The 19130-nt window shown below is 68.1% G+C and carries 19 protein-coding genes; 7 read left to right on the top strand and 12 right to left on the bottom strand.

Annotation, left to right across the window (positions count from 1 at the left end):
• The first annotated feature begins 237 nt into the window (after positions 1–237).
• Positions 238–1095 (top strand): HAD-IB family hydrolase, encoded by an 858-nt coding sequence (locus A5688_RS18340; protein WP_067908659.1) that lies wholly within the window; start codon positions 238–240, stop codon positions 1093–1095.
• 462 nt (positions 1096–1557) lie between these two features.
• Here the strand turns inward: A5688_RS18340 and A5688_RS18345 are convergent, their stop codons facing one another.
• Genes A5688_RS18345 through A5688_RS18365 form a run of 5 tightly spaced genes read right to left on the bottom strand, consistent with a single transcriptional unit; the run spans position 1558 to position 7366 of the window.
• Positions 1558–2316: an oxidoreductase gene (locus A5688_RS18345; RefSeq protein ID WP_067831382.1), complete on the bottom strand. Its 759-nt coding sequence runs from the start codon at positions 2314–2316 to the stop codon at positions 1558–1560.
• Between the two features lie 4 nt (positions 2317–2320).
• The gene (locus tag A5688_RS18350) at positions 2321–3955 is read right to left on the bottom strand and encodes a dipeptide ABC transporter ATP-binding protein (protein ID WP_068268249.1); all 1635 of its coding nucleotides are present in this window, start codon (positions 3953–3955) and stop codon (positions 2321–2323) included.
• Positions 3952–4815, bottom strand: coding sequence for an ABC transporter permease (locus A5688_RS18355; RefSeq protein WP_067908658.1), 864 nt, complete (start codon positions 4813–4815; stop codon positions 3952–3954). Before A5688_RS18355 ends, A5688_RS18350 begins: the two co-directional genes overlap by 4 nt.
• Entirely contained in the window at positions 4808–5734 is a 927-nt protein-coding gene (locus tag A5688_RS18360) for an ABC transporter permease (protein WP_067831386.1), read from the bottom strand. Before A5688_RS18360 ends, A5688_RS18355 begins: the two co-directional genes overlap by 8 nt.
• 3 nt (positions 5735–5737) lie before the next feature.
• Positions 5738–7366 carry a peptide ABC transporter substrate-binding protein gene (locus A5688_RS18365; RefSeq protein ID WP_207546699.1) on the bottom strand — a complete coding sequence of 543 codons (1629 nt, stop codon included), beginning with the start codon at positions 7364–7366 and terminating at the stop codon, positions 5738–5740.
• Positions 7367–7449: 83 nt separating this feature from the next.
• Here A5688_RS18365 and A5688_RS18370 point away from each other — a divergent pair, with 83 nt between their 5' ends.
• A complete protein-coding gene (locus tag A5688_RS18370) occupies positions 7450–8256 on the top strand; it encodes an LppU/SCO3897 family protein (RefSeq protein WP_067908653.1) in 807 nt (268 codons plus the stop codon).
• Positions 8257–8262: 6 nt separating this feature from the next.
• Here A5688_RS18370 and A5688_RS18375 read toward each other — a convergent pair whose 3' ends face one another.
• On the bottom strand, positions 8263–8805 hold the full coding sequence (locus A5688_RS18375) for a DUF4232 domain-containing protein (RefSeq protein ID WP_082951120.1): 543 nt from the start codon (positions 8803–8805) through the stop codon (positions 8263–8265).
• A gap of 115 nt (positions 8806–8920) precedes the next feature.
• Between A5688_RS18375 and acs the strand changes: the two genes are divergently transcribed.
• The gene (gene acs / locus A5688_RS18380; RefSeq protein WP_067908645.1) at positions 8921–10873 is read left to right on the top strand and encodes an acetate--CoA ligase; all 1953 of its coding nucleotides are present in this window, start codon (positions 8921–8923) and stop codon (positions 10871–10873) included.
• Between the two features lie 10 nt (positions 10874–10883).
• On the opposite strand, the gene A5688_RS18385 is transcribed toward acs, so the two are convergent.
• On the bottom strand, positions 10884–11582 hold the full coding sequence (locus A5688_RS18385; RefSeq protein ID WP_120312169.1) for a S1 family peptidase: 699 nt from the start codon (positions 11580–11582) through the stop codon (positions 10884–10886).
• Between the two features lie 207 nt (positions 11583–11789).
• Between A5688_RS18385 and A5688_RS18390 the strand changes: the two genes are divergently transcribed.
• Both A5688_RS18390 and A5688_RS18395 read left to right on the top strand, forming a co-directional pair.
• Entirely contained in the window at positions 11790–12332 is a 543-nt protein-coding gene (locus A5688_RS18390) for a phage holin family protein (protein ID WP_067908644.1), read from the top strand.
• Positions 12333–13292, top strand: a complete 960-nt coding sequence (locus A5688_RS18395; RefSeq protein ID WP_067908642.1) for an alpha/beta fold hydrolase — start codon at positions 12333–12335, stop codon at positions 13290–13292.
• A gap of 10 nt (positions 13293–13302) precedes the next feature.
• Here A5688_RS18395 and marP read toward each other — a convergent pair whose 3' ends face one another.
• Genes marP through nth form a run of 4 tightly spaced genes read right to left on the bottom strand, consistent with a single transcriptional unit; the run spans position 13303 to position 16711 of the window.
• Complete coding sequence (gene marP, locus A5688_RS18400; RefSeq protein ID WP_120312173.1) at positions 13303–14496, bottom strand: acid resistance serine protease MarP; 1194 nt, start codon at positions 14494–14496, stop codon at positions 13303–13305.
• 5 nt (positions 14497–14501) lie between these two features.
• A complete protein-coding gene (locus A5688_RS18405; RefSeq protein ID WP_067831400.1) occupies positions 14502–15314 on the bottom strand; it encodes an NUDIX hydrolase in 813 nt (270 codons plus the stop codon).
• A 29-nt stretch (positions 15315–15343) separates the two neighbouring features.
• Complete coding sequence (locus tag A5688_RS18410; RefSeq protein ID WP_067831402.1) at positions 15344–15997, bottom strand: TlpA family protein disulfide reductase; 654 nt, start codon at positions 15995–15997, stop codon at positions 15344–15346.
• A gap of 33 nt (positions 15998–16030) precedes the next feature.
• On the bottom strand, positions 16031–16711 hold the full coding sequence (nth, locus tag A5688_RS18415) for an endonuclease III (protein ID WP_067831404.1): 681 nt from the start codon (positions 16709–16711) through the stop codon (positions 16031–16033).
• Positions 16712–16884: 173 nt separating this feature from the next.
• Here nth and A5688_RS18420 point away from each other — a divergent pair, with 173 nt between their 5' ends.
• Both A5688_RS18420 and crp read left to right on the top strand, forming a co-directional pair.
• A complete protein-coding gene (locus tag A5688_RS18420) occupies positions 16885–17280 on the top strand; it encodes a hypothetical protein (protein WP_242660210.1) in 396 nt (131 codons plus the stop codon).
• 105 nt (positions 17281–17385) lie between these two features.
• On the top strand, positions 17386–18060 hold the full coding sequence (gene crp, locus A5688_RS18425) for a cAMP-activated global transcriptional regulator CRP (protein ID WP_036465140.1): 675 nt from the start codon (positions 17386–17388) through the stop codon (positions 18058–18060).
• Between the two features lie 268 nt (positions 18061–18328).
• Here crp and A5688_RS18430 read toward each other — a convergent pair whose 3' ends face one another.
• On the bottom strand, positions 18329–19129 hold the full coding sequence (locus A5688_RS18430; protein ID WP_067908636.1) for an MBL fold metallo-hydrolase: 801 nt from the start codon (positions 19127–19129) through the stop codon (positions 18329–18331).
• Position 19130 lies beyond the last annotated feature (1 nt).

Genomic DNA, 19130 nt, shown 5'->3' on the forward strand with positions numbered 1-19130 from the left:
GGAGGAGGCGAGGGTCGTCGTGTATCAGCCCCGGGGGGTCGGGCTGATACACCCTCGGCTCAGGCCGAGTAATGCTTACTATACACATGACAAGCCGGAGTAACGCAAGAAGATCTTTTACTGAAAAAACAGCTTGAGCCGCGTAAATACTGCTCCATCCGGACCCCGAACCGCCCTGAGCGGCCATTTCCGGTGCGGGATCGCGGCCTCGCGAGACACCCGACCTATGCTGGGTCGGTGACCGTCTTCGACCCCACCGCGGAGCAGTCAGCCCCGGAGCAATCAGCCGCAACCACCAGTCCCCACGCCCGCACCGCGGCCTTCTTCGACCTGGACAAGACGATCATCGCCAAGTCCAGCACCCTGGCGTTCAGCAAACCGTTTTTTAACCAGGGCCTGCTCAACCGCCGTGCCGTGCTCAAGTCCAGCTACGCGCAGTTCATCTATCTGCTGTCCGGTGCTGATCATGACCAAATGGATCGGATGCGCGCCCACATGACCAACATGTGCACCGGCTGGGACGTCGAGCAGGTCAAGTCGATCGTCAACGAGACGCTGCACGACATCGTCACGCCGTTGGTGTTCGCCGAGGCCGCCGACCTGATCGCGGCCCACAAGTTGTGCGGGCGTGACGTCGTGGTGGTGTCGGCCTCCGGGGAAGAGATCGTCGCCCCCATCGCGCGGGCCCTGGGCGCCACCCACGCTATGGCGACCCGGATGGTCGTCGAGGACGGTCGGTACACGGGCGAGATCGCGTTCTACTGCTACGGCGAGGGCAAGGTGCAAGCGATTCGGGAGTTGGCCGCGCGCGAGGGCTACCCACTGGAACACTGCTACGCCTATTCCGACTCGATCACCGATCTGCCGATGCTCGAGTCCGTCGGCCACCCGAGCGTGGTGAATCCCGACCGCGGGTTGCGCAGGGAAGCCCAGGAGCGCGGGTGGCCCGTGATCTCGTTCTCTCGGCCGGTGTCCTTACGCGACCGCATCCCGGCACCCTCCGGTGCCGCGATCGCCACGACGGCCGCGGTGAGCATCAGTGCGCTGGCGGCCGGCGCGGTCACGTATTCGTTGTTGCGCCGCTACGCATTCTGAGCCCAGCGGCGCGCGACAGCAAACTCGTTAAACGCGCAATCCAAAATGAATTTGGCGCCATTTAACGATTTGACCCTTGCTGTGCTAGGGGTCTAGTAGTACAAAGGAACCACGGAAGCCCGGTGAGGCCTAGATCGATCCGGAAGAGAAGGTTCGTTCTCCCAACCCGGGCGCCCAGCATGGTGCTCGGCACCCACGCGGAGTCATAGCCGCGAAAATGGCAGAAGTGTTGCGGGCCTGCGAAATTGCGAAAATGCGGAAGGTGTCGACGACCCTTTGGGTGGGGTTGCAACCACAAGCGTCGTGAGATCGCCGAGGCCAACCCACGCAGCCCCGAAATGCACGCTTGGTAACCGAGTACCGTGCTAGCGGGCGGCGGACCGAACATTCGGAACGCCGCCCGCTCTGCATTTCTGCGGCCCATTCCCGGTGACATTTTCCCGGCTGTGGCTACCGCTTCAGCTATCGGTTCGACATCGAGTCGGCGATCGACACAGCCTCTTGCGCACCGGCTTTCATCGCGCGGCAACACAGCACCAGCCAGGCCCCCACGCCCTCCGGTGTGCCTTCGGCGAATCCCTGCGCCGCGTCGCGGTACGCGGCGGGTTGACGCATCCAGCTGACTTCGGGAACACCCAGCCCGTGCGGGTCCAGCCCGCTGGCGATGGTCACCAACCTCGACACCGCCCTCGCCACCACACCGTCGGAGCTGCCGAACGGCTTCAGCGTCAGCAGCTCGCCGTGGGCGACGGCGGCGAGCACCGGCGCCGGCACCCGGGTGCGTCCGTTCACCAGGTCCGCCAATAATTCCAGTCGCGGCCCCACCCCGGCATCGGCCCGTGGGCGACCCAACCGCTCGTCGTCGACCTGTTCCGCCGCGGCCAGCACGTGCAGACGGGCCAGCGCCTGCAGCGGTGCCCGTCGCCAAATGGCGACGACGGGGCCCTCGCCGCCCTCCAGCGCCTGGGCCACCCGAAGCGCGCCCGCAAACACCGGATCACTGACCTGCCCGGCATCGGCGAGATCCTCCAGCCGAACGGGGCCACCGTCCAGAACCGACGACGCGCGCGCAGCCCGCAGCGCCGCCTCGGCGGCGGTCACGGGCCAGCCTCGCAGGTTGGCGCGGTGGCGGTGGGCACGACCGAGCGCGTCGCGGGCGCGGTCACTGGCCTCGGCGACGCCGGGCAGTTCCATCAGGGGGGCCAGCGGATCAGCCGTCACAACCTCACAACCTATCCCCGCCGGATTCCAGCGGGTGCGGGATGGCGTCCAGCAACTGCCGGGTGTATTCGTGCCCGGGGTCGCTGAACAGCTGCCCGGTGGGCCCGTGCTCGACGACCCGGCCCGCCCGCATCACCAGGACGTCGTCGGCGATCTGCCGGATCACCGCCAGGTCATGGCTGATGAACAGGTAGGCCAAGCCGAGTTCGGCCTGCAGCTCGGCCAGCAGGTCAAGAATCTGTGCCTGCACCAACACGTCGAGCGCCGACACCGCCTCGTCGCAGACCAGCACCTCGGGCCGCAACGCCAGCGCCCGAGCGATCGCCACCCGTTGCCGTTGCCCACCCGAGAGCTCCCGGGGCAACCGGTCCAGCACCGACGACGGCAGCGCCACCTGCTCGATGAGGTCGCGCACCGCTCGTGCACGCTGGCCGCGGTCCCCGACGCGGTGAATGCGCAGCGGCTCCTCGATGGCACGAAACACCGAGTACATGGGATCGAGGCTGCTGTAGGGGTTTTGGAACACGGGCTGTACCCGGCGGCGGAATGCCAGTTGCTTGGCCCGGGGCATCGCGCCGTCGATCCGGACGCCGTCGAATTCCACCGTGCCCGCGGTGGGCGGCAGGAGTCCGAGCACCATCCGCGCCACGGTCGATTTCCCGGATCCCGACTCTCCGACTATCGCCAGTGTGCTGGCGCGGCGCAGCCGAAACGACACCGCGTCGACCGCTCGGAATTCGGTGCGCCGCCACGGTGCCCCGTGGGCTTCCCGGTAGACCTTGGTCAGCCCGGAGGCGACGAGGATGTCCCCGGGGTGTTCGGCTTCCGGGGTCGCGCGGGCCCGCGCGGGGGGGGGGATGGTCAGCGCCGGCGCCGCGGCCACCAGCCGCCGTGTGTACTCGTGTTGCGGGCTGCGGAGAATCGACCGTGCCGCACCGGATTCCACCACGACCCCGCGATGAACGACGACCACGGACTCGGCGCGCTCGGCGGCCAGCGCGAGATCGTGGGTGATCAGCAGCAGCGCGGTTCCGAGTTCGGCGGTGAGCCGCTGCAGATGGTCGAGGACCTGCCGCTGCACGGTGACGTCCAGCGCGGACGTCGGCTCGTCGGCGATCAGCAGCCGCGGGCGGCCCGCCAGCCCGATCGCGATCAGCGCACGCTGACACATGCCGCCGGACAGCTGATGGGGGTAACGGCCGGCCTGCCTTGCCGGATCCGGCATGCCCGCCGCCGCGAGCAGTTCCACCGCCCGCTGGCGGGTGCGTCGATCGGTTGTGTTGGCCCGCAAGGCTTCCCGGATCTGGAAGCCGACCTTCCACACCGGGTTGAGGTTGGTCATCGGGTCCTGCGGGATGTAGCCGATCTCGCGCCCCCGGATCGAGCGAAGCGCCCGGCGCTCGGCGGCCGAGATGTCGACGCCGTCGAACATGATGCGCCCGGCCGTGATTCGCCCGCCGGGCGGAAGGAGCCCGAGGATCGCGGCGGCGGTGGTGGACTTGCCCGATCCCGATTCACCCACCACCGCGACGGTCTGGCCGGGCAGCACGCTCAGATCCAGGCCGCGCACCGCTGCGTGGTCACCGAAGCCGACCTCCAGGCCCTCGACCGACAGCAGCGGCGAGACCGTGCCGCTCATGCCCGCCACGCCCTCGACGCCGGATCCAGGGCATCGCGGAGCGCGTCACCCATCATCATGAAGGCGAGCACGGTCGTGGCCAATGCGCCGGCGGGATAGAACAGGATGGGCGAGCCCGCCCGCAGCCGCGTCTGGGCGAGGTTGATGTCGCCGCCCCACGACACCACCGACGGCGGCAGGCCGACACCGAGGTAGGACAGGGTGGCCTCGGTGACGATGAAGGCCCCCAAAGCGATCGTCGACATCGCAAGCACCGGCCCCACCGCATTCGGCAAGGCGTGCCGCAGCAGCGTCTGAAACCTGCTCATCCCCAACGCTTTGGCCGCGAGCACATAGTCGCTGCCGCGCACCTGAAGCACCGCGCCGCGAGCGATCCTGGCGATCTGCGGCCAGCCGAACAGGGCGAGGATCGCGATAACCGTCCACACCGTGCGATGGTGCAAAACCTGCATGAGCACGATCGCGGCCAGCAGCAGCGGCAGCCCGAAAAAGATGTCGGCGACACGAGAGACGACGGCATCGAGCCACCCGCCGTAGAAGCCGGCCAGCGCGCCCAGCACCCCGCCGACGACGAACACCAGCAGTGTGGCGCCCAACCCGACCGTCACCGACGCCCGCGCCCCGTAGACGGTGCGGGTGTAGATGTCGTGGCCTTGCAGGTCGGTGCCGAACCAGTGCGCCGCCGACGGGCCGCGCAGGCTTTGGCTGGGATCGGCGTAGCCGGGGTCGGCGTGGGTGAACAACGCGGGAAACAGTGCGACGAGAAGGATGAGGACGATCAGCACGCCGGCGACGACGAACTTCGGGCGGCGGTGCAGCTTTCGCCAGGTTGCGCCCCAAAATCCGGAGTGCTCAGGCATAGCGGATCCTGGGGTCCAGGGCGGCGTAGAGCAGGTCCACCATCAGATTGGTGACGAGATAGATCAGCACCAGTACCGTCACGACCGATACCACGGTCGGCGCCTCCTGCCGGGTGACCGCCTGGTACAGCACGCCGCCGACACCATGGATGTTGAAGATGCCTTCGGTCACGATGGCTCCGCCCATCAGCGCTCCCAGGTCGGCGCCCAGAAACGTCACGACCGGGATCAGCGAGTTGCGCAGGATGTGCACGGTCACCACCCGGGGCCGCGACAATCCCTTGGCGGTGGCGGTGCGGACATAGTCGGCGTGCGCGTTGGCGGCCACCGCCGATCTGGTCAGCCGGACGATATAGGCGAATGAGACTGAGCCCAGGACGATTCCGGGAAGCAGCAGGCGCGCGACGGTCGCCCGTTCGCCGACGGTGACCGGCGCGATGCCCAGCTTGACCCCGAACAGGAATTGGGCCAGAAAGCCCAACACGAAGATCGGGGTCGCGATGATGACCAGGCCGGCGATCAGCACCGTGGCGTCGAATAGTCCCCCCTGGCGAAGCCCGGAAATCACGCCGAACCCGATGCCCAGCACCGCCTCGACGACCAGGGCGATCAACGCGAGCCGGATCGTGACCGGAAATGCATGTGCGAGAACGGCACTGACCGGCAACCCGGAATAGGCGCGGCCAAGGTCGCCGCGCACGACGCCGCCCAGGTAGCGCAGGTACTGCACGATGAACGGGTCGTCGAGGTGGTAGCGGGCGCGCAGCGCGGCGGCCACGGCCGGCGTCAACGGCCGATCGCCGGCGATGGCGGCCAGCGGGTCGCCGGGCAACAGGAAGACCATGCCGTAGATCAGCAACGTGGCGCCCAGGAAGACGGGCACCATGACGGCGATCCGTCGCGCGACATACCAGCCCATGTCCTAGCCCTTGACCAGATTCTCGTAGTCGGGCAACCCGTTCCAGGTGACCTTGACGGCGCTGACCTGCGGTGACCAACCGAGGACGGCGATGTAGTACCACAGCGGTACGGCGGGCATGTCGTGCAACAGGATTCGTTGCGCGACGTTGACCAGGACGTCGGCCTGCCGCAGGTCGGGAGCCGCCTCGGCGGCGGCCAGGCCGGCGTCGAAGTCGCGACTGGAGTATCCGACGTCATTGGAGCCCGCCCCGGTGGCGTACAGCGGGGCGAGGAACTCGATCATCGACGGGTAGTCGCCGATCCAGCCGGCCCGGAACGCGGTGTCGATCGTCCGGTTGGTGATCCGGGTGCGAAACCCGGCGAAGGTGGGCTGCGGCGCACCGACGGCATCGATGCCCAGCACGTTCTTGATGCTGTTGGCCACCGCGTCCACCCACTCCTGATGGCCGCTGTCCGCGTTGTAGGCGATGGCGTACCGGCCGCTCCACGGTGAGATCGCGTTGGCCTGGGCCCAAAGTTGTCGTGCCCGTTCGGGATTGAAGTCCAACGCGCCACTGCCGGGGATATTCGGGTCGAATCCCGGCAGCGAGCTGGCGGTGAAGTCGCGGGCCGGGCTGCGGGTGTTGTTGAAGATCTGCTGACAGATCTGCGGACGGTTGATGGCCGCCGACAACGCCAACCGGCGCAGTCGACCTTCCTCACCCCCGAAGTGCGGCAGCCGCAGCGGCGTGTCGAGCGATTGGCTGACGGCGACGGGTCCGCTGGCGGCGTTGCCGCCCAGGTCGCGCTGGTAGACCGTCAACGCGCTGGACGGAATCGTGTCCAGCACATCGAGGTTGCCGGACAGCAGATCGGCGTAGGCGGTGTCCAGGTTGGAGTAGAACTCGAACCTCAGCCCCTTGTTGTGCGGCTTGCGGTTGCCGTGATAATCGGGGTTGGGCCGCAAGTCGATTCGGACGTTGTGCTCCCACGCGGGCCCGTCGGGACCGTCCGCCAGTGTGTACGGGCCGTTGCCGGTCGGGTGCTGACCGAAAGCGTTCATGTCCCGAAAGGCCGCCTGCGGCAAGGGATAGAACGCGCTGTGCCCGAGCCGCAACGTGAAGTCGATGGTGGGTGCCTTCAGCCGGACGGTGAACTCCCGGTCGTTGATCACCCGCAGGCCGGACATGGTGGTGGCGGTCGGTTTGCCGCCGGCGGTCAACCCGGCGACGGCGTCGTACCCGTCGATGGGGCTGAAAAAGCTCTGCTGCAGTTGGGCATTGGTGCTCAGCGCGCCAAAGTTCCAGGCGTCGACGAAGGAATGGGCGGTCACCGGCGACCCGTCGGTGAACGTCCAGCCGGGTTTGAGGGTGATCCGGTAGTTGACGTTGTCGGTGGTGTCGACCGACTGGGCGACCTCCGGCGACGGATTGCCGGCGGCGTCATAGGACATCAGCCCGGCGAAGAGCCGATCGAGGATCCGCCCGCCGAGGCTGTCATTGGTGCCGGTGGGGATCAGCGGGCTCGGCGGTTCCCCGCCGTTGACCACCACCAGATCCGGGCTGAGGACGCCGCCGCCGCAACCGGCCAGCGAGGCAACCGCCAGCATCGCGGCGGCAACCGGGGCCAGCAAGGCCACCGGGCTCCGCATCCGACGCATGACACCCGACCCTAGGGCCTGCAGCCCCGCGGCGGTGAAGTGCCCGGTCCGGGTTCCCAATTTAGAATCCGGTCGTGTCCGTGGCGTATCTGGCCTCGCATGAATCGGGTGTGCGAGCAGGCTATTTGCTGTTCTGGCTCGGCATGCCCGCAATTGGATTGGTCTGCCTGGTCGTTGGGCTGGTGGAGCGCTCGCGCAACCGTCGACGGGCTTCCGGCTACCCGCCGCAGTACCCCCCGAATTTCCCCGTCAACCCCGGTTACCCCTACCCGCCACCGCCGGGCTATCCAGCTGCGCCGTATCCCGGCTACGCCCCCGGCTATCCGCCGCGGCCGCGGACGCCGAAGTCGGCCACCGCGCTCATCACCATCGGCGCTGTGCTGCTTGCCCTGGGCGGGCTGGGCATCCTGGGCAACGCAGCACGCGTCCTGTCCGGGCACGGCGCCGGTGCGGTCGGCGGCACATCCCTGCAGGTGGGCGATTGCATCAGCGAAAGCGACTACAAGGCAGAGCATTTCAACTCTAGCCTGGGCGTCGGCTGCGCCGACCCGGCGGCGACCTACGAACTCGCTTCCAGGGGCGGCGCGAGCGACACGTGCCCCGACGGAAAACGAGAGCACTCCGTCTATGACCGCTTCACCAACGACTCGACGATCCTGTGCTTTGCGGTCAACCTGAAAGAGGGCCAGTGCTATCAGATGATCAGTGATGGCGAGGCGATGACGCTCAGGTTGGGCGACTGCGACAAGCCGAGCCCGGCACAAGTCAAGGTCAGTCAGCGCATCGACGGCAGCTCGGACAAAACCCGGTGCCCGTCCGACAGCAGGGGCATCGCCTACCCCAACCCCGCCCGGGTTTACTGCCTGGCCAGGGCCGACTGACGCCGGTCAGACCGCGGTGATCGGGTGCACCTGCAGCGCGCAGGCGTCGATGGTCGCCGCTACGGTGAGCACGATTTCGGTGTCGGGCGGGTTGACGCTCAGCTCGGTGTAGGTGGGGCACGGGACACCGTCGGCGTCCACGGCCATCCCCTCCACGATCGCCTGCCCCTGCGTCGATATCGACAGCAGCACGGCGGGCGGGACATCCACGCCGTCCGGCAGCCCACCCATGTAACCGCGCAGCGTCGGCCGAGCATGAATCAACGGGCCACCGGCGCCCGAGTCGACCCCGGCGTATCCGGTGAGCGTGCACGGCTCGGCCCCGCCGGCGAGGCTGAACATCAGGGTCAGCGCGCGGTGCCCCACTGCGCCTTCGGCCGGGGAGGCGTTCACGGCGACCTGCTCCGACCGGCAAGGTATGGCCTGGTCCCCGCTCTCGATCGGCACGGCCGATGCCGGCCATCCCAGCGCGGTGGCCGCCGCGTAAATCGTTGCGGCCGCGGCAAAGCTGGGGATTAGTCGGCGGAGGCCCCGCCCATGACCGGGCACACCGGTGATTATCCGGCATGCGGGCACGCTTTGACCTCTATTTCACGCGTCGCATTTCACCTTGTAGGGCTAGGCTCTCTGACGGTTGACGAGCCTCGACACAGGAGAGAACCCAGTGACAGCCACCAACACCGCAGGCCCCTCGTCGTATCCGCCGCCGGCGCGGTTCGTCGAGCAGGCCAACGCCGGCGAGGAGATGTACCGCGAGGCCGAGCAGGACCGGCTGGCGTTCTGGGCCAAGCAGGCCAATCGGCTGACTTGGGCGACGCCGTTCACCGAGGTGCTGGACTGGTCGGAGGCTCCGTTCGCCAAGTGGTTCGCCGACGGCAAGCTCAACGTCGCGTACAACTGCGTGGACCGTCACGTCGAGGCCGGCCTCGGGGATCGGGTCGCCATCCATTGGGAGGGCGAACCCGTCGGCGACCACCGCAGCCTGACCTATTCCGATCTGCAGGCGCAGGTGTGCAAGGCGGCCAACGCGCTGACCGACCTCGGCCTGGTCGCCGGCGACCGGGTCGCGATCTATCTGCCGTTGATCCCCGAAGCGGTGATCGCGATGCTGGCCTGCGCACGGCTGGGGCTGATGCACAGCGTGGTGTTCGCCGGCTTCACCGCCAAGGCCCTACAGGCGCGGATCGCAGACGCGCAGGCCAAGCTGCTGATCACCAGCGACGGCCAGTTCCGCCGCGGCAAGCCGGCGCCGTTGAAGGACGCGGCCGACGAGGCCGTCAAGGACGGCGACAGCCCCGTCGAGCACGTACTTGTGGTGCGGCGCACCGGGATTGACGTGTCCTGGAACGACGACCGCGACCTGTGGTGGCACGACGTCGTCGACGCCGCGTCGCCCGAACACACCCCGGAGCCCTTCGCCGCCGAGCAGCCGTTGTTCCTGCTGTACACCTCGGGAACCACCGGCAAGCCCAAGGGCATCGTGCACACCAGCGGCGGCTATCTGACCCATGCGGCCTACACGCACTACTACGTTTTCGACATCAAGGCCGAATCCGACGTTTTCTGGTGCACCGCCGACATCGGCTGGGTCACCGGGCACACCTACGGGGTGTACGGTCCGCTGGCCAACGGGGTCACCGAGGTCCTCTACGAGGGCACCCCCGACTCACCCAGCCAGCACCGGCATTTCGAGATCATCGAAAAGTACGGCGTGACAATCTATTACACCGCCCCAACGCTTATTCGCACGTTCATGAAGTGGGGACGCGAGATTCCCGACGCCCACGACCTGTCCAGCCTGAGGCTGTTGGGGTCGGTCGGCGAACCGATCAACCCCGAAGCGTGGCGCTGGTACCGCAAGGTCATCGGGGCGGACCGCCTGCCGATCGTCGACACCTGGTGGCAGACCGAGACCGGCGCCACAATGATCTCCCCGTTGCCCGGAGTCGCTGCGGCCAAACCGGGTTCGGCGATGCGGCCGCTACCGGGTATCTCGGCCAAGGTTGTCGACGACCACGGTGACCAGTTGCCGCCGGGCAACGACAAGGGTGAGCACGTGGCCGGCTACCTGGTGTTGGATCAGCCGTGGCCTTCGATGCTGCGCGGCATCTGGGGCGATCCGGAGCGATTCGTCGAGACCTACTGGTCGCGGTTCGCCGAGCACGGCTGGTATTTCGCGGGCGACAGCGCCTATTACGACGCCGACGGCGACATCTGGGTGGTGGGCCGCATCGACGACGTCATGAACGTGTCGGGGCACCGCCTGTCCACCGCCGAGGTGGAGTCGGCGCTGGTCGGCCACGTCGCGGTCGCCGAGGCGGCGGTGGTCGGGGCGACCGACGAGACAACCGGCCAGGCCATCTGCGCGTTCGTGGTGCTGTGCGCCGATTTCCACGTGCACGACGGGATCGTCGACGAGTTGCGCGTCGAGGTCGCTCGGGAGATCTCCCCCATCGCCCGCCCGCGGGAGGTGCACGTGGTGCCCGAGCTACCCAAGACCCGCAGCGGCAAGATCATGCGCAGGCTGTTGCGCGACATCGCCGAAAACCGCGAATTGGGTGACACGTCGACGCTGCTCGATCCGGGCGTCTTCGACGCGATCAAGTCGGCGAAGTAGCCGGTGCCGGTCAGCCCGGCAGCGGGCTGAACCCCGCACCGGGCCGATGTTTGGCGTTGATGTCGGCCAGGACCGCGTTGAACGACTGCACCACCGCCGGCGTGTGCAGCGGGATGTATTTGATGACGCAGGTCGGCAGGTTGTCGCTGAACGCGCCGTGGATCATCCCGACCAGCTGATTGTTGACGGTGACCGGCGCGCCGGAGTCGCCCGGTTGACCGCAGACCTGCATGACGATGGTGCCCGGCGTCTGCCCGGGCCCCCAGGTGACGCCGCACGAGTTGCCGGTGGTGCGGCCCTGCTTGCAGGCGATCTCACCGAAGGCCGGATCCGGACCGATGCCGCTGATCAGGAAGCCGTTGAAGTTGGCCACGGGTGTCACCTTGGCCGGATCGAACTTGATCACCGCGTAGTCCAGGTTGTCGTTGCCGGCGACCATGGTGCCCAATATGCCTGCGTTCTCGGCACCCTCGGCGGCGACCTGCGCGCCGGGCCCCCCGCAATGCGCCGACGTGAAACCGATCAGCTCGCCGGCGGCGTCGCCGCCGATGGTGGTCAGGGTGCACATGGTGTCGCCGTTGATGACGATGCCCGCACCACCGCCGATCGGGATCCGGACGTCGGCCGCAGCGGCGCGGGCAAGCGAACCCATCGCGGTCACGAGCAGGGCGGCCATCGCCACCAAGAAGCACCGGTGCGCTCTCCGCACAGCCCCACTCCCATCGGTCCGCCGGACATCGAGACCGGCTTGGCCGAGTGTAATCGGCCGGGGTGCGATGTACGCGTCGCAGAGCCCGCCCGTTCCCGCGGCGTCGCGGGCTCGGCTGGCCTCGTCTGGCTTCTTCTATCCGGGCGCCACATGGCAACATAAACCGCGACGACAAGCGAGCCGGGTGACGACGAAAGAGGACCGTCTGTGAGCAAAGCCGATGGCAAGAACGGTGTGCCCAGCACCCTGACCACGATTCCGTTGACCGACCCGCACGCCAAACCCGCCGAGCCGTCGATCGGTGATCTCATCAAAGACGCGACCACTCAGGTCTCCACGCTGGTCCGCGCCGAAGTCGAATTGGCTCGCGCCGAGATCACCCGGGACGTCAAAAAGGGTCTCACCGGCAGCGTCTTCTTCATTGCCGCGCTGGTGGTGCTGTTCTACTCGACCTTCTTTTTCTTCTTCTTCGTCGCCGAGTTGCTCGATACCTGGCTATGGCGCTGGGTGGCGTACCTGGTCGTGTTCGGGATCATGGTGGTGGTCGGCGCCTTGCTGGCGCTGCTGGGCTTCCTCAAGGTGCGCCGGATCCGGGGGCCGCGGCAGACCATCGAATCGGTCAAGGAGACGCGCACCGCGCTGACCCCGGGCCACGTCAAGGCCCCCGGGGCCGCCGGGCAGCTCCCCGAGGCGCACGGCAGGCACGCGAAGCCCGGCAACGGCGGTGCCGCCGATCCATCGGGTTGGTAGATGGCGCCGCCCGATCCGTCGGTAACCCGCATCGACGGGCCGTGGCGCCATTTCGATGTACACGCCAACGGCATCCGCTTCCACGTCGTCGAGGCCCTGGGCGATGCCGGCGGCCCACCTGCGACGGCACGCCCGCTGGTGATGCTGCTGCACGGTTTCGGATCGTTCTGGTGGTCCTGGCGCCATCAGCTGCGCGGACTGCGCGGGGCGCGGGTGGTGGCCGTCGACCTGCGCGGCTACGGCGGCAGCGATAAGCCGCCCCGCGGCTACGACGGCTGGACGATGGCAGGCGACACGGCCGGACTCATCCGGGCGCTGGGGCACTCCACGGCGACCCTGGTGGGCCACGCCGACGGTGGGCTGGGATGCTGGGCGACGGCCTTGCTGCATCCGCGGCTGGTGTCCGCGATCGCGCTGATCAGCTCGCCGCACCCGGCGGCGTTGCGGCGATCGACGTTGACGCGGCGCGACCAGGGTTATGCCCTTTTGCCGACGCTGCTGCAATACCAGATTCCGTTGTGGCCCGAGCGCATGTTGACCCGGGACAACGCCGCCGAGATCGAGCGCCTGGTCCGCAGCCGCAGTTGCGGCAAATGGCTTGCCTCCGAAGACTTTTCCGAGACCATCGGCCATCTGCGCACGGCGATCCAGATCCCGGCGGCCGCGCACAGCGCACTGGAGTACCAGCGCTGGGCCGTTCGCAGCCAACTGCGTGATGAAGGCCGACGCTTCATGAGGTCGATGAGCCAGCAGCTCAGCGTGCCGCTGCTACACCTGCGCGGCGAGGCGGATCCCTATGTGCTGGCCGACCCGGTCGACCGTACGCAGCGCTACGCGCCGCAGGGCCGCTACGTATCCATCGCGGGCGCAGGGCATTTCAGCCACGAAGAGGCGCCCGAAGAAATCAACAGGCACCTGACGAAATTTCTCGAGCAGGTGCACCTGACCCGAGCGAGGTAAGCCCGGCGGCTCAGCCGACGCAGGACCCCGTGCCCACGAGTTGGCTGTCTTGAACCCTGGCAAGCTGACTGGCGACCTCGTCGGCGGTCAACACGAACCCGGTGTCGGGATCGTCGACCGCGGCGCCGAACACCACACCGAGCACATGGCCGTCGAGATCGATCAGCGGTCCGCCCGAATTGCCTTGCTCCACACTGGCTCTGATCGTGTAGACGTCACGGGTGACCGGAGCCGGATCCCGATAGATGTCGGGTCCGCTCAACTTGATCAGTTCGCGGATCCTGGCCGGGGTCGCGGTAAAGTTCCCACCGCCGGGATAACCCAGAACCACAACGCTCTCACCGGTTTTCGCGTCAGCCCGGGCGAAAGTCAAAGGGGGCGGCGGCAAGTTGGGGACGGCCAGGATCGCAATGTCGACCGCCGGATCGTAGGACACCACGGTGGCGTCGAGGGGGTTGCCGCTGGCGTAGATCTGCACGCTGTTGGAACCGGCGACCACGTGCGCATTGGTCATCACCCGGTCCGGTGCGATCACGAATCCGCTGCCCTCCAACACTTTCTGGCAGCTGGGGGCCAGGCTGCGGACCTTGACCACACTGGGCGCGGTGGACTGCACCACCGGATTGGCGGCCAGCTCGGGATCGGGAGAGGCGACCGGAATGACCGGGGTGCGGCTGAACGGCTCCAGCACCGCGGGCAGACCGGAGGTGTTCAGCAGCGCGGAAAGTCGCTTGGGCACCGTCTTGAGCCACGGCGGCGCCAACTCGTTGACCTGAGCCAACACTCGCGAACCGCGGACCGCGGCGGCCAGTTCGGGCTGGTCCTTGGACTGGGTCAGCGGCGTCGCCAACAGCCACGCCGCGGTCAGCACCACGACCAGCTGAACCGCCACCCCGATGACAGAGTCGACCGTCCGGACGGAACGGCTGCGGATCGCGCCGCGGACGGCGCGTCCCAACACCACACCGGCGACCTCGCCGATGACGACCAGCGCGAGGATCAAGAACAGTGCGGCAAACAATTTCGCGCGCGGCGCGGCGATGTGGCTGACCAGGTGGGGCGCCAGCAGCACCCCGGCGATCGCGCCGAGCAGCACGCCCACGAACGACAGCAACGAGCCCAACGCGCCCGAGCGCCAGCCCGAGATCGCCGCGATGAATGCGACCGCCAGGACGGCGACATCCAGCCACTGCGACGGGGTCATGGAATTCATCGAGACCCGCCTTCGCCGACCAGCGCCATCGCCGCGTCCAATTCCCGCTCGTCGGTGGTGTCCCACGGCTGGGCCCAGCCGGCGACGTCGAGCAGCGCGGAGATCACCTGGCCAGTGAATCCCCAGACCAGCATCTCGTTGAGCAGAAACGCCGGCCCGGCCCACCGGCGCCCGAGGTCGCCACGGTAGACCATCAGCCGGTTGGCCGGATTGATGAAGGCGCGCACCGGAACTCGGGCCACGATCGCCGTTTCGGCCTCGTTGACGACGGCCACCGGGCCGGGATCCGGCGAGTAGGCCAGCACCGGGACGACGTGAAACTGCGACGGCGCGATGAACATCCGCTCCATCGTGGCCAGCGGATGCAGCCTGCTGACGTCGATCCCGGTTTCCTCGCGGGCTTCGCGCAGCGCGGTGTCCACCGGTCCGTCGTCGGTGGGATCGGAGGCGCCGCCGGGAAACGCCGCCTGACCGGCGTGGTGGCGAAGGGTCGACGCGCGCACGGTGACCAGCAGGTCGGCGTCGTCGGGGATGCCGCCATCGGGTGGCCCGGACTGCGGACCGGAGAACAGCACCAGGACGGCGGCTTCGCGGGCGCCGCCGCGCAGCTTCGTCACCGCCGATGCGGCCGTGCCGGTGATCATGGCCAGCACGTCGGCCGGCAGGCGGCGCCGGGCCGCGTCGGGAACGTCATCGACGTTGTCGACCAGCGGACGCAGCCAGGGTGGGCCGGCGTCAGGCCTCAGCGGAACGGTCCCGCGCGCGGGGGCGGGGTCCCCATTCCGCAGGGGTGAACCCCCAGCACTCACGGCCCCTCCAGTCGGTTCAATTTTTCCGCTTATCCCCTGTCGTTGCCGATCGCGGCCGCGATCTCATCGGCAGTGGTGAAAGCTCGTGGCAGCGTCTGGGCAACGCTACCGTCCGGCCGGAGGACCACCGTCGCGGGCATCACATTTGCCACCCGCAGCGCGGCCGCGACCCGGCGACGACCGTCCTGCAGGGTCGGCAGGCGCACGCCCAGCTCGGCCAGCCGCAGCAGGGCGGCCGTCTCGTTCTCGTCTTGATGCACCGTCACCACCGTCACGCTCGAACCGGCCCGACGTTGATACTCGGCCATGGCGGGCAGTTCGGCGGCGCACGGCGCGCACCAATACGCCCACAGGTTGAGGACCACCCGGCGCCCGGCCACCGCGCGGGCGACGTCGACAACCGAACCGTCGGCGGCACAATCCGCCGTCACACCGCGCAGCGCCTCGGGGCCCGGGCCGCTTCCGGCGCCGGGGCACGGCGGCAGGTTGGCGCGTTGCCGCGGACCCGCCAACGCGGCGGGCGTGTCGGCGTCGCGGTGGTCCCGGTCGGCCGCCGGCCGGCTCGCGGGTGACCCCGTCGTGCTTGAGTCGTCGCGCAGCTGGGCGACCAGCGCCGCGACCAGCGCCGCCACCACCGCCAGGATCGCAATGTGCCAGCGAGCCTTCCGGGTCAGCGTCGGCATTGCGGTCCCTGTGCGCGTCGGTCGCGGGCCGGCTTACAGGCCGGCCAGGGCGAGCAGGTGCTCGGTTTCCGGGCCCTTCACCAGCGGCGCGGCCAGCGCCGCTTCGGTGGGGCCCAGGCCGAAGGAGGGGCAGTCCTTGGCGATCAGGCAGACACCGCATGCCGGTTTGCGCGCGTGGCATACGCGACGGCCGTGGAAGATCACGCGGTGGCTCAACATGGTCCACTCTCCGCGTTCGATCAGCTCGCCGACGGAGTGCTCGATCTTCACCGGATCCGTGTCCGCGGTCCAGCGCCACCTGTGCACCAGCCGCGCGAAGTGAGTGTCGACGGTGATGCCGGGGATCCCGAACGCGTTGCCCAGGATGACATTGGCCGTCTTGCGTCCCACCCCGGGCAGCGTGACCAGTTCCGCCATGGTCGACGGCACCTCGCCGTCGAACCGTTCGACAAGGGCCTGGCCCAGGCCGATCAGCGAGGACGCCTTGTTCCGGAAAAAACCGGTCGGACGGATCAGGTTTTCCAGCTCGTCGCGGTCCGCCTGGGCGTAATCCAGCGCCGATGGATACCGCTTGAACAGTGCCGGCGTCGTCAGATTGACCCTCTTGTCGGTGCTCTGTGCCGAAAGGATCGTGGCGACGGTCAGTTCCAGCGGCGTGGTGAAGTCCAGCTCGCAGTGTGCGTCCGGAAACGCCTGTGCCAGTGCACGATTCATCCGCCGCGCACGTCGCACCAAGCCGACTCGGGTTTCTTCGGACCAGCGCCGGGCATCACCGCCGCCGGGCGGGGCCGGAGTCGATTTCGAACGCCCGGACGACTTAGCCGCTGTCACGTACGACAGAGTACTGATTTCGTGATCTCGCTGAGACCCGGTGTTGATTCAAGGCCATGTTTACTCTTCTGGTGTCGTGGTTGCTGGTGGCCGGTGTTCCGGCGCTGCTGATGCTGGCGGCGCTGGGTCTTGGGCGGCTCGAATCCGAGCTCGCCCCGGACGCCTTGGCGGTGGCCGACGTCGACGAGTTCCTCGAACGTGCAGGCGGTGTGGACATGCACACGCTGGCGTCCGAAGGCATGCCGGAGGCGTTGGAATACCTGCATCGGCGCGAAATTCAGCAGCTGGCCGAGGCCCCGGCGAACGGGCGCGGCGGCGGGCCGCGGCACGCCGCGCCGTCGTTTGCGATCGGCTTCGTTGACCGCGACGAGCTGACATTGCCGACCCGGATACACGGCCATTCGCATGTCAATCCGCAGTTTAAGGCACCTCGACACGCCAATCGTGTGTAGCGTTGGCACGTTAGACACACTGGCGTACCTCTAGACTCGTCACGCGAGCAAGGGGTTAGCCTGCCCGTATCACACTAAATTTTCTGGGAAAGTTGAAGAGGCAACGTGGACGAGATCCTGGCAAGGGCAGGAATCTTCCAAGGGGTTGAACCCGGCGCAGTCACAGCGCTGACCAAGCAGCTGCAACCCGTCGACTTCCCCCGTGGACACACGGTCTTCGCCGAGGGTGAACCCGGCGATCGGCTGTACATCATCGTCTCGGGGAAGGTGAAGATCGGTCGCCGTTCGCCCGATGGACGCGAGAACCTGTTGACGATCATGGGCCCGTCGGACATGTTCGGCGAATTGTCGATCTTCGACCCGGGCCCGCGGACATCCAGCGCCACCACCATCACCGAGGTGCGCGCGGTGTCGATGGACCGCGACGCGCTGCGGGCGTGGATCGCCGATCGTCCCGAGATCGCCGAGCAGCTGTTGCGGGTGCTGGCCCGACGCCTGCGCCGCACGAACAACAACCTGGCCGACCTCATCTTCACCGACGTGCCCGGCCGGGTGGCCAAGCAGCTGCTGCAGCTTGCGCAGCGGTTCGGCACCCAGGAGGGCGGCGCGATGCGGGTCACCCACGACCTGACGCAAGAAGAGATCGCGCAGCTGGTCGGGGCGTCCCGGGAGACGGTGAACAAGGCCTTGGCCGACTTCGCCCACCGCGGCTGGATCCGCCTGGAGGGCAAGAGCGTGCTGATCTCGGACTCCGAGCGGCTGGCCCGCCGAGCGAGGTAAGCGCGCGCGGAGCGCGGGCGCGACCGAGCGAGACATCCAACGCCGAGCGAGGTAAGCGCGCGCGGAGCGCGGGCGCGACCGAGCGAGGTAGCTGGACGACGATGCGGGCGGCTGGTTAGCCCCCGCCGCCACACCTGCCACATGGGCACCGTCAGGGAACCATTAGGCGAGTCCATAACGCGCTAGCGCCGGTGCTAGCGCATTTCAGAAGGACTGTGCGTCTCCCGAGCCGGGACTCCCGGGGCAGGGGCGGCCCGTGCGACCAGAGTTACGCCGGTGACGAGCGCAGGTGATTCAGCTGCACCTGCACCGACCACTCGGCGGCATCCCAGAGCTTCTCGTCGACATCGACATAAACGTGTTCGACGATCCGGCGCGCGCCGGCGTCCTCCCCCAGCTCGCGTAACGCCGAACGCACCTGGTCCAAGCGCTCCCGCCGGTGCGCGAGGTAGCCCTGCGCGACTCTTTCCAGATCGGGCAGGTCCGGGCCGTGCCCGGGCAACACCGTCCGCCCGCCCAGGCCGCGCAGCCGCCGCAACGATTCCAGGTAGTCGGTCAGGCTGCCGTCCTCCTTGTCGAGCACGGCCGTGCCGCGGCCCAGGACCGTGTCGGCGGTCAACACGGCGTCGTCGAGCAGGAACGACAGCGAATCGGCGGTGTGCCCGGGAGTGGCCATGACCTTGATCTCGAGGCCCGCGGCATGGATCACCTCGCCGTCGGTCAGCTCACCGCCGAGGCCGCGCAGGAAACCACTGCCCGCCGAGCGGACCGTCGCGCCGGTCAACTCGACCAGCTTGTCGATGCCGTCGGTGTGATCGCTGTGCCGGTGGCTGATCAGGACCAGGGCGATACGGCCCAGCGCGGCGATCCGCGCGATGTGCTCGTCGTCGTCGGGTCCGGGGTCCACGATGACCAGCTCGTCGCTGCGCGGGCCGCGCAACACCCAGGTGTTGGTGCCCTCCAGCGTCAGCAAACCGGGGTTATCGGCCAACAGGACCGACGCGGTCTCGGTGACCGCCCGCAACTTGGCGTATGCGGGATGGGTCAGCGACTCGGCGGCCTGGGTCACG

The sequence above is a fragment of the Mycobacterium mantenii genome, from assembly GCF_001667865.1.
GTDB classification, from domain to species: Bacteria; Actinomycetota; Actinomycetes; order Mycobacteriales; family Mycobacteriaceae; genus Mycobacterium; species Mycobacterium mantenii_A.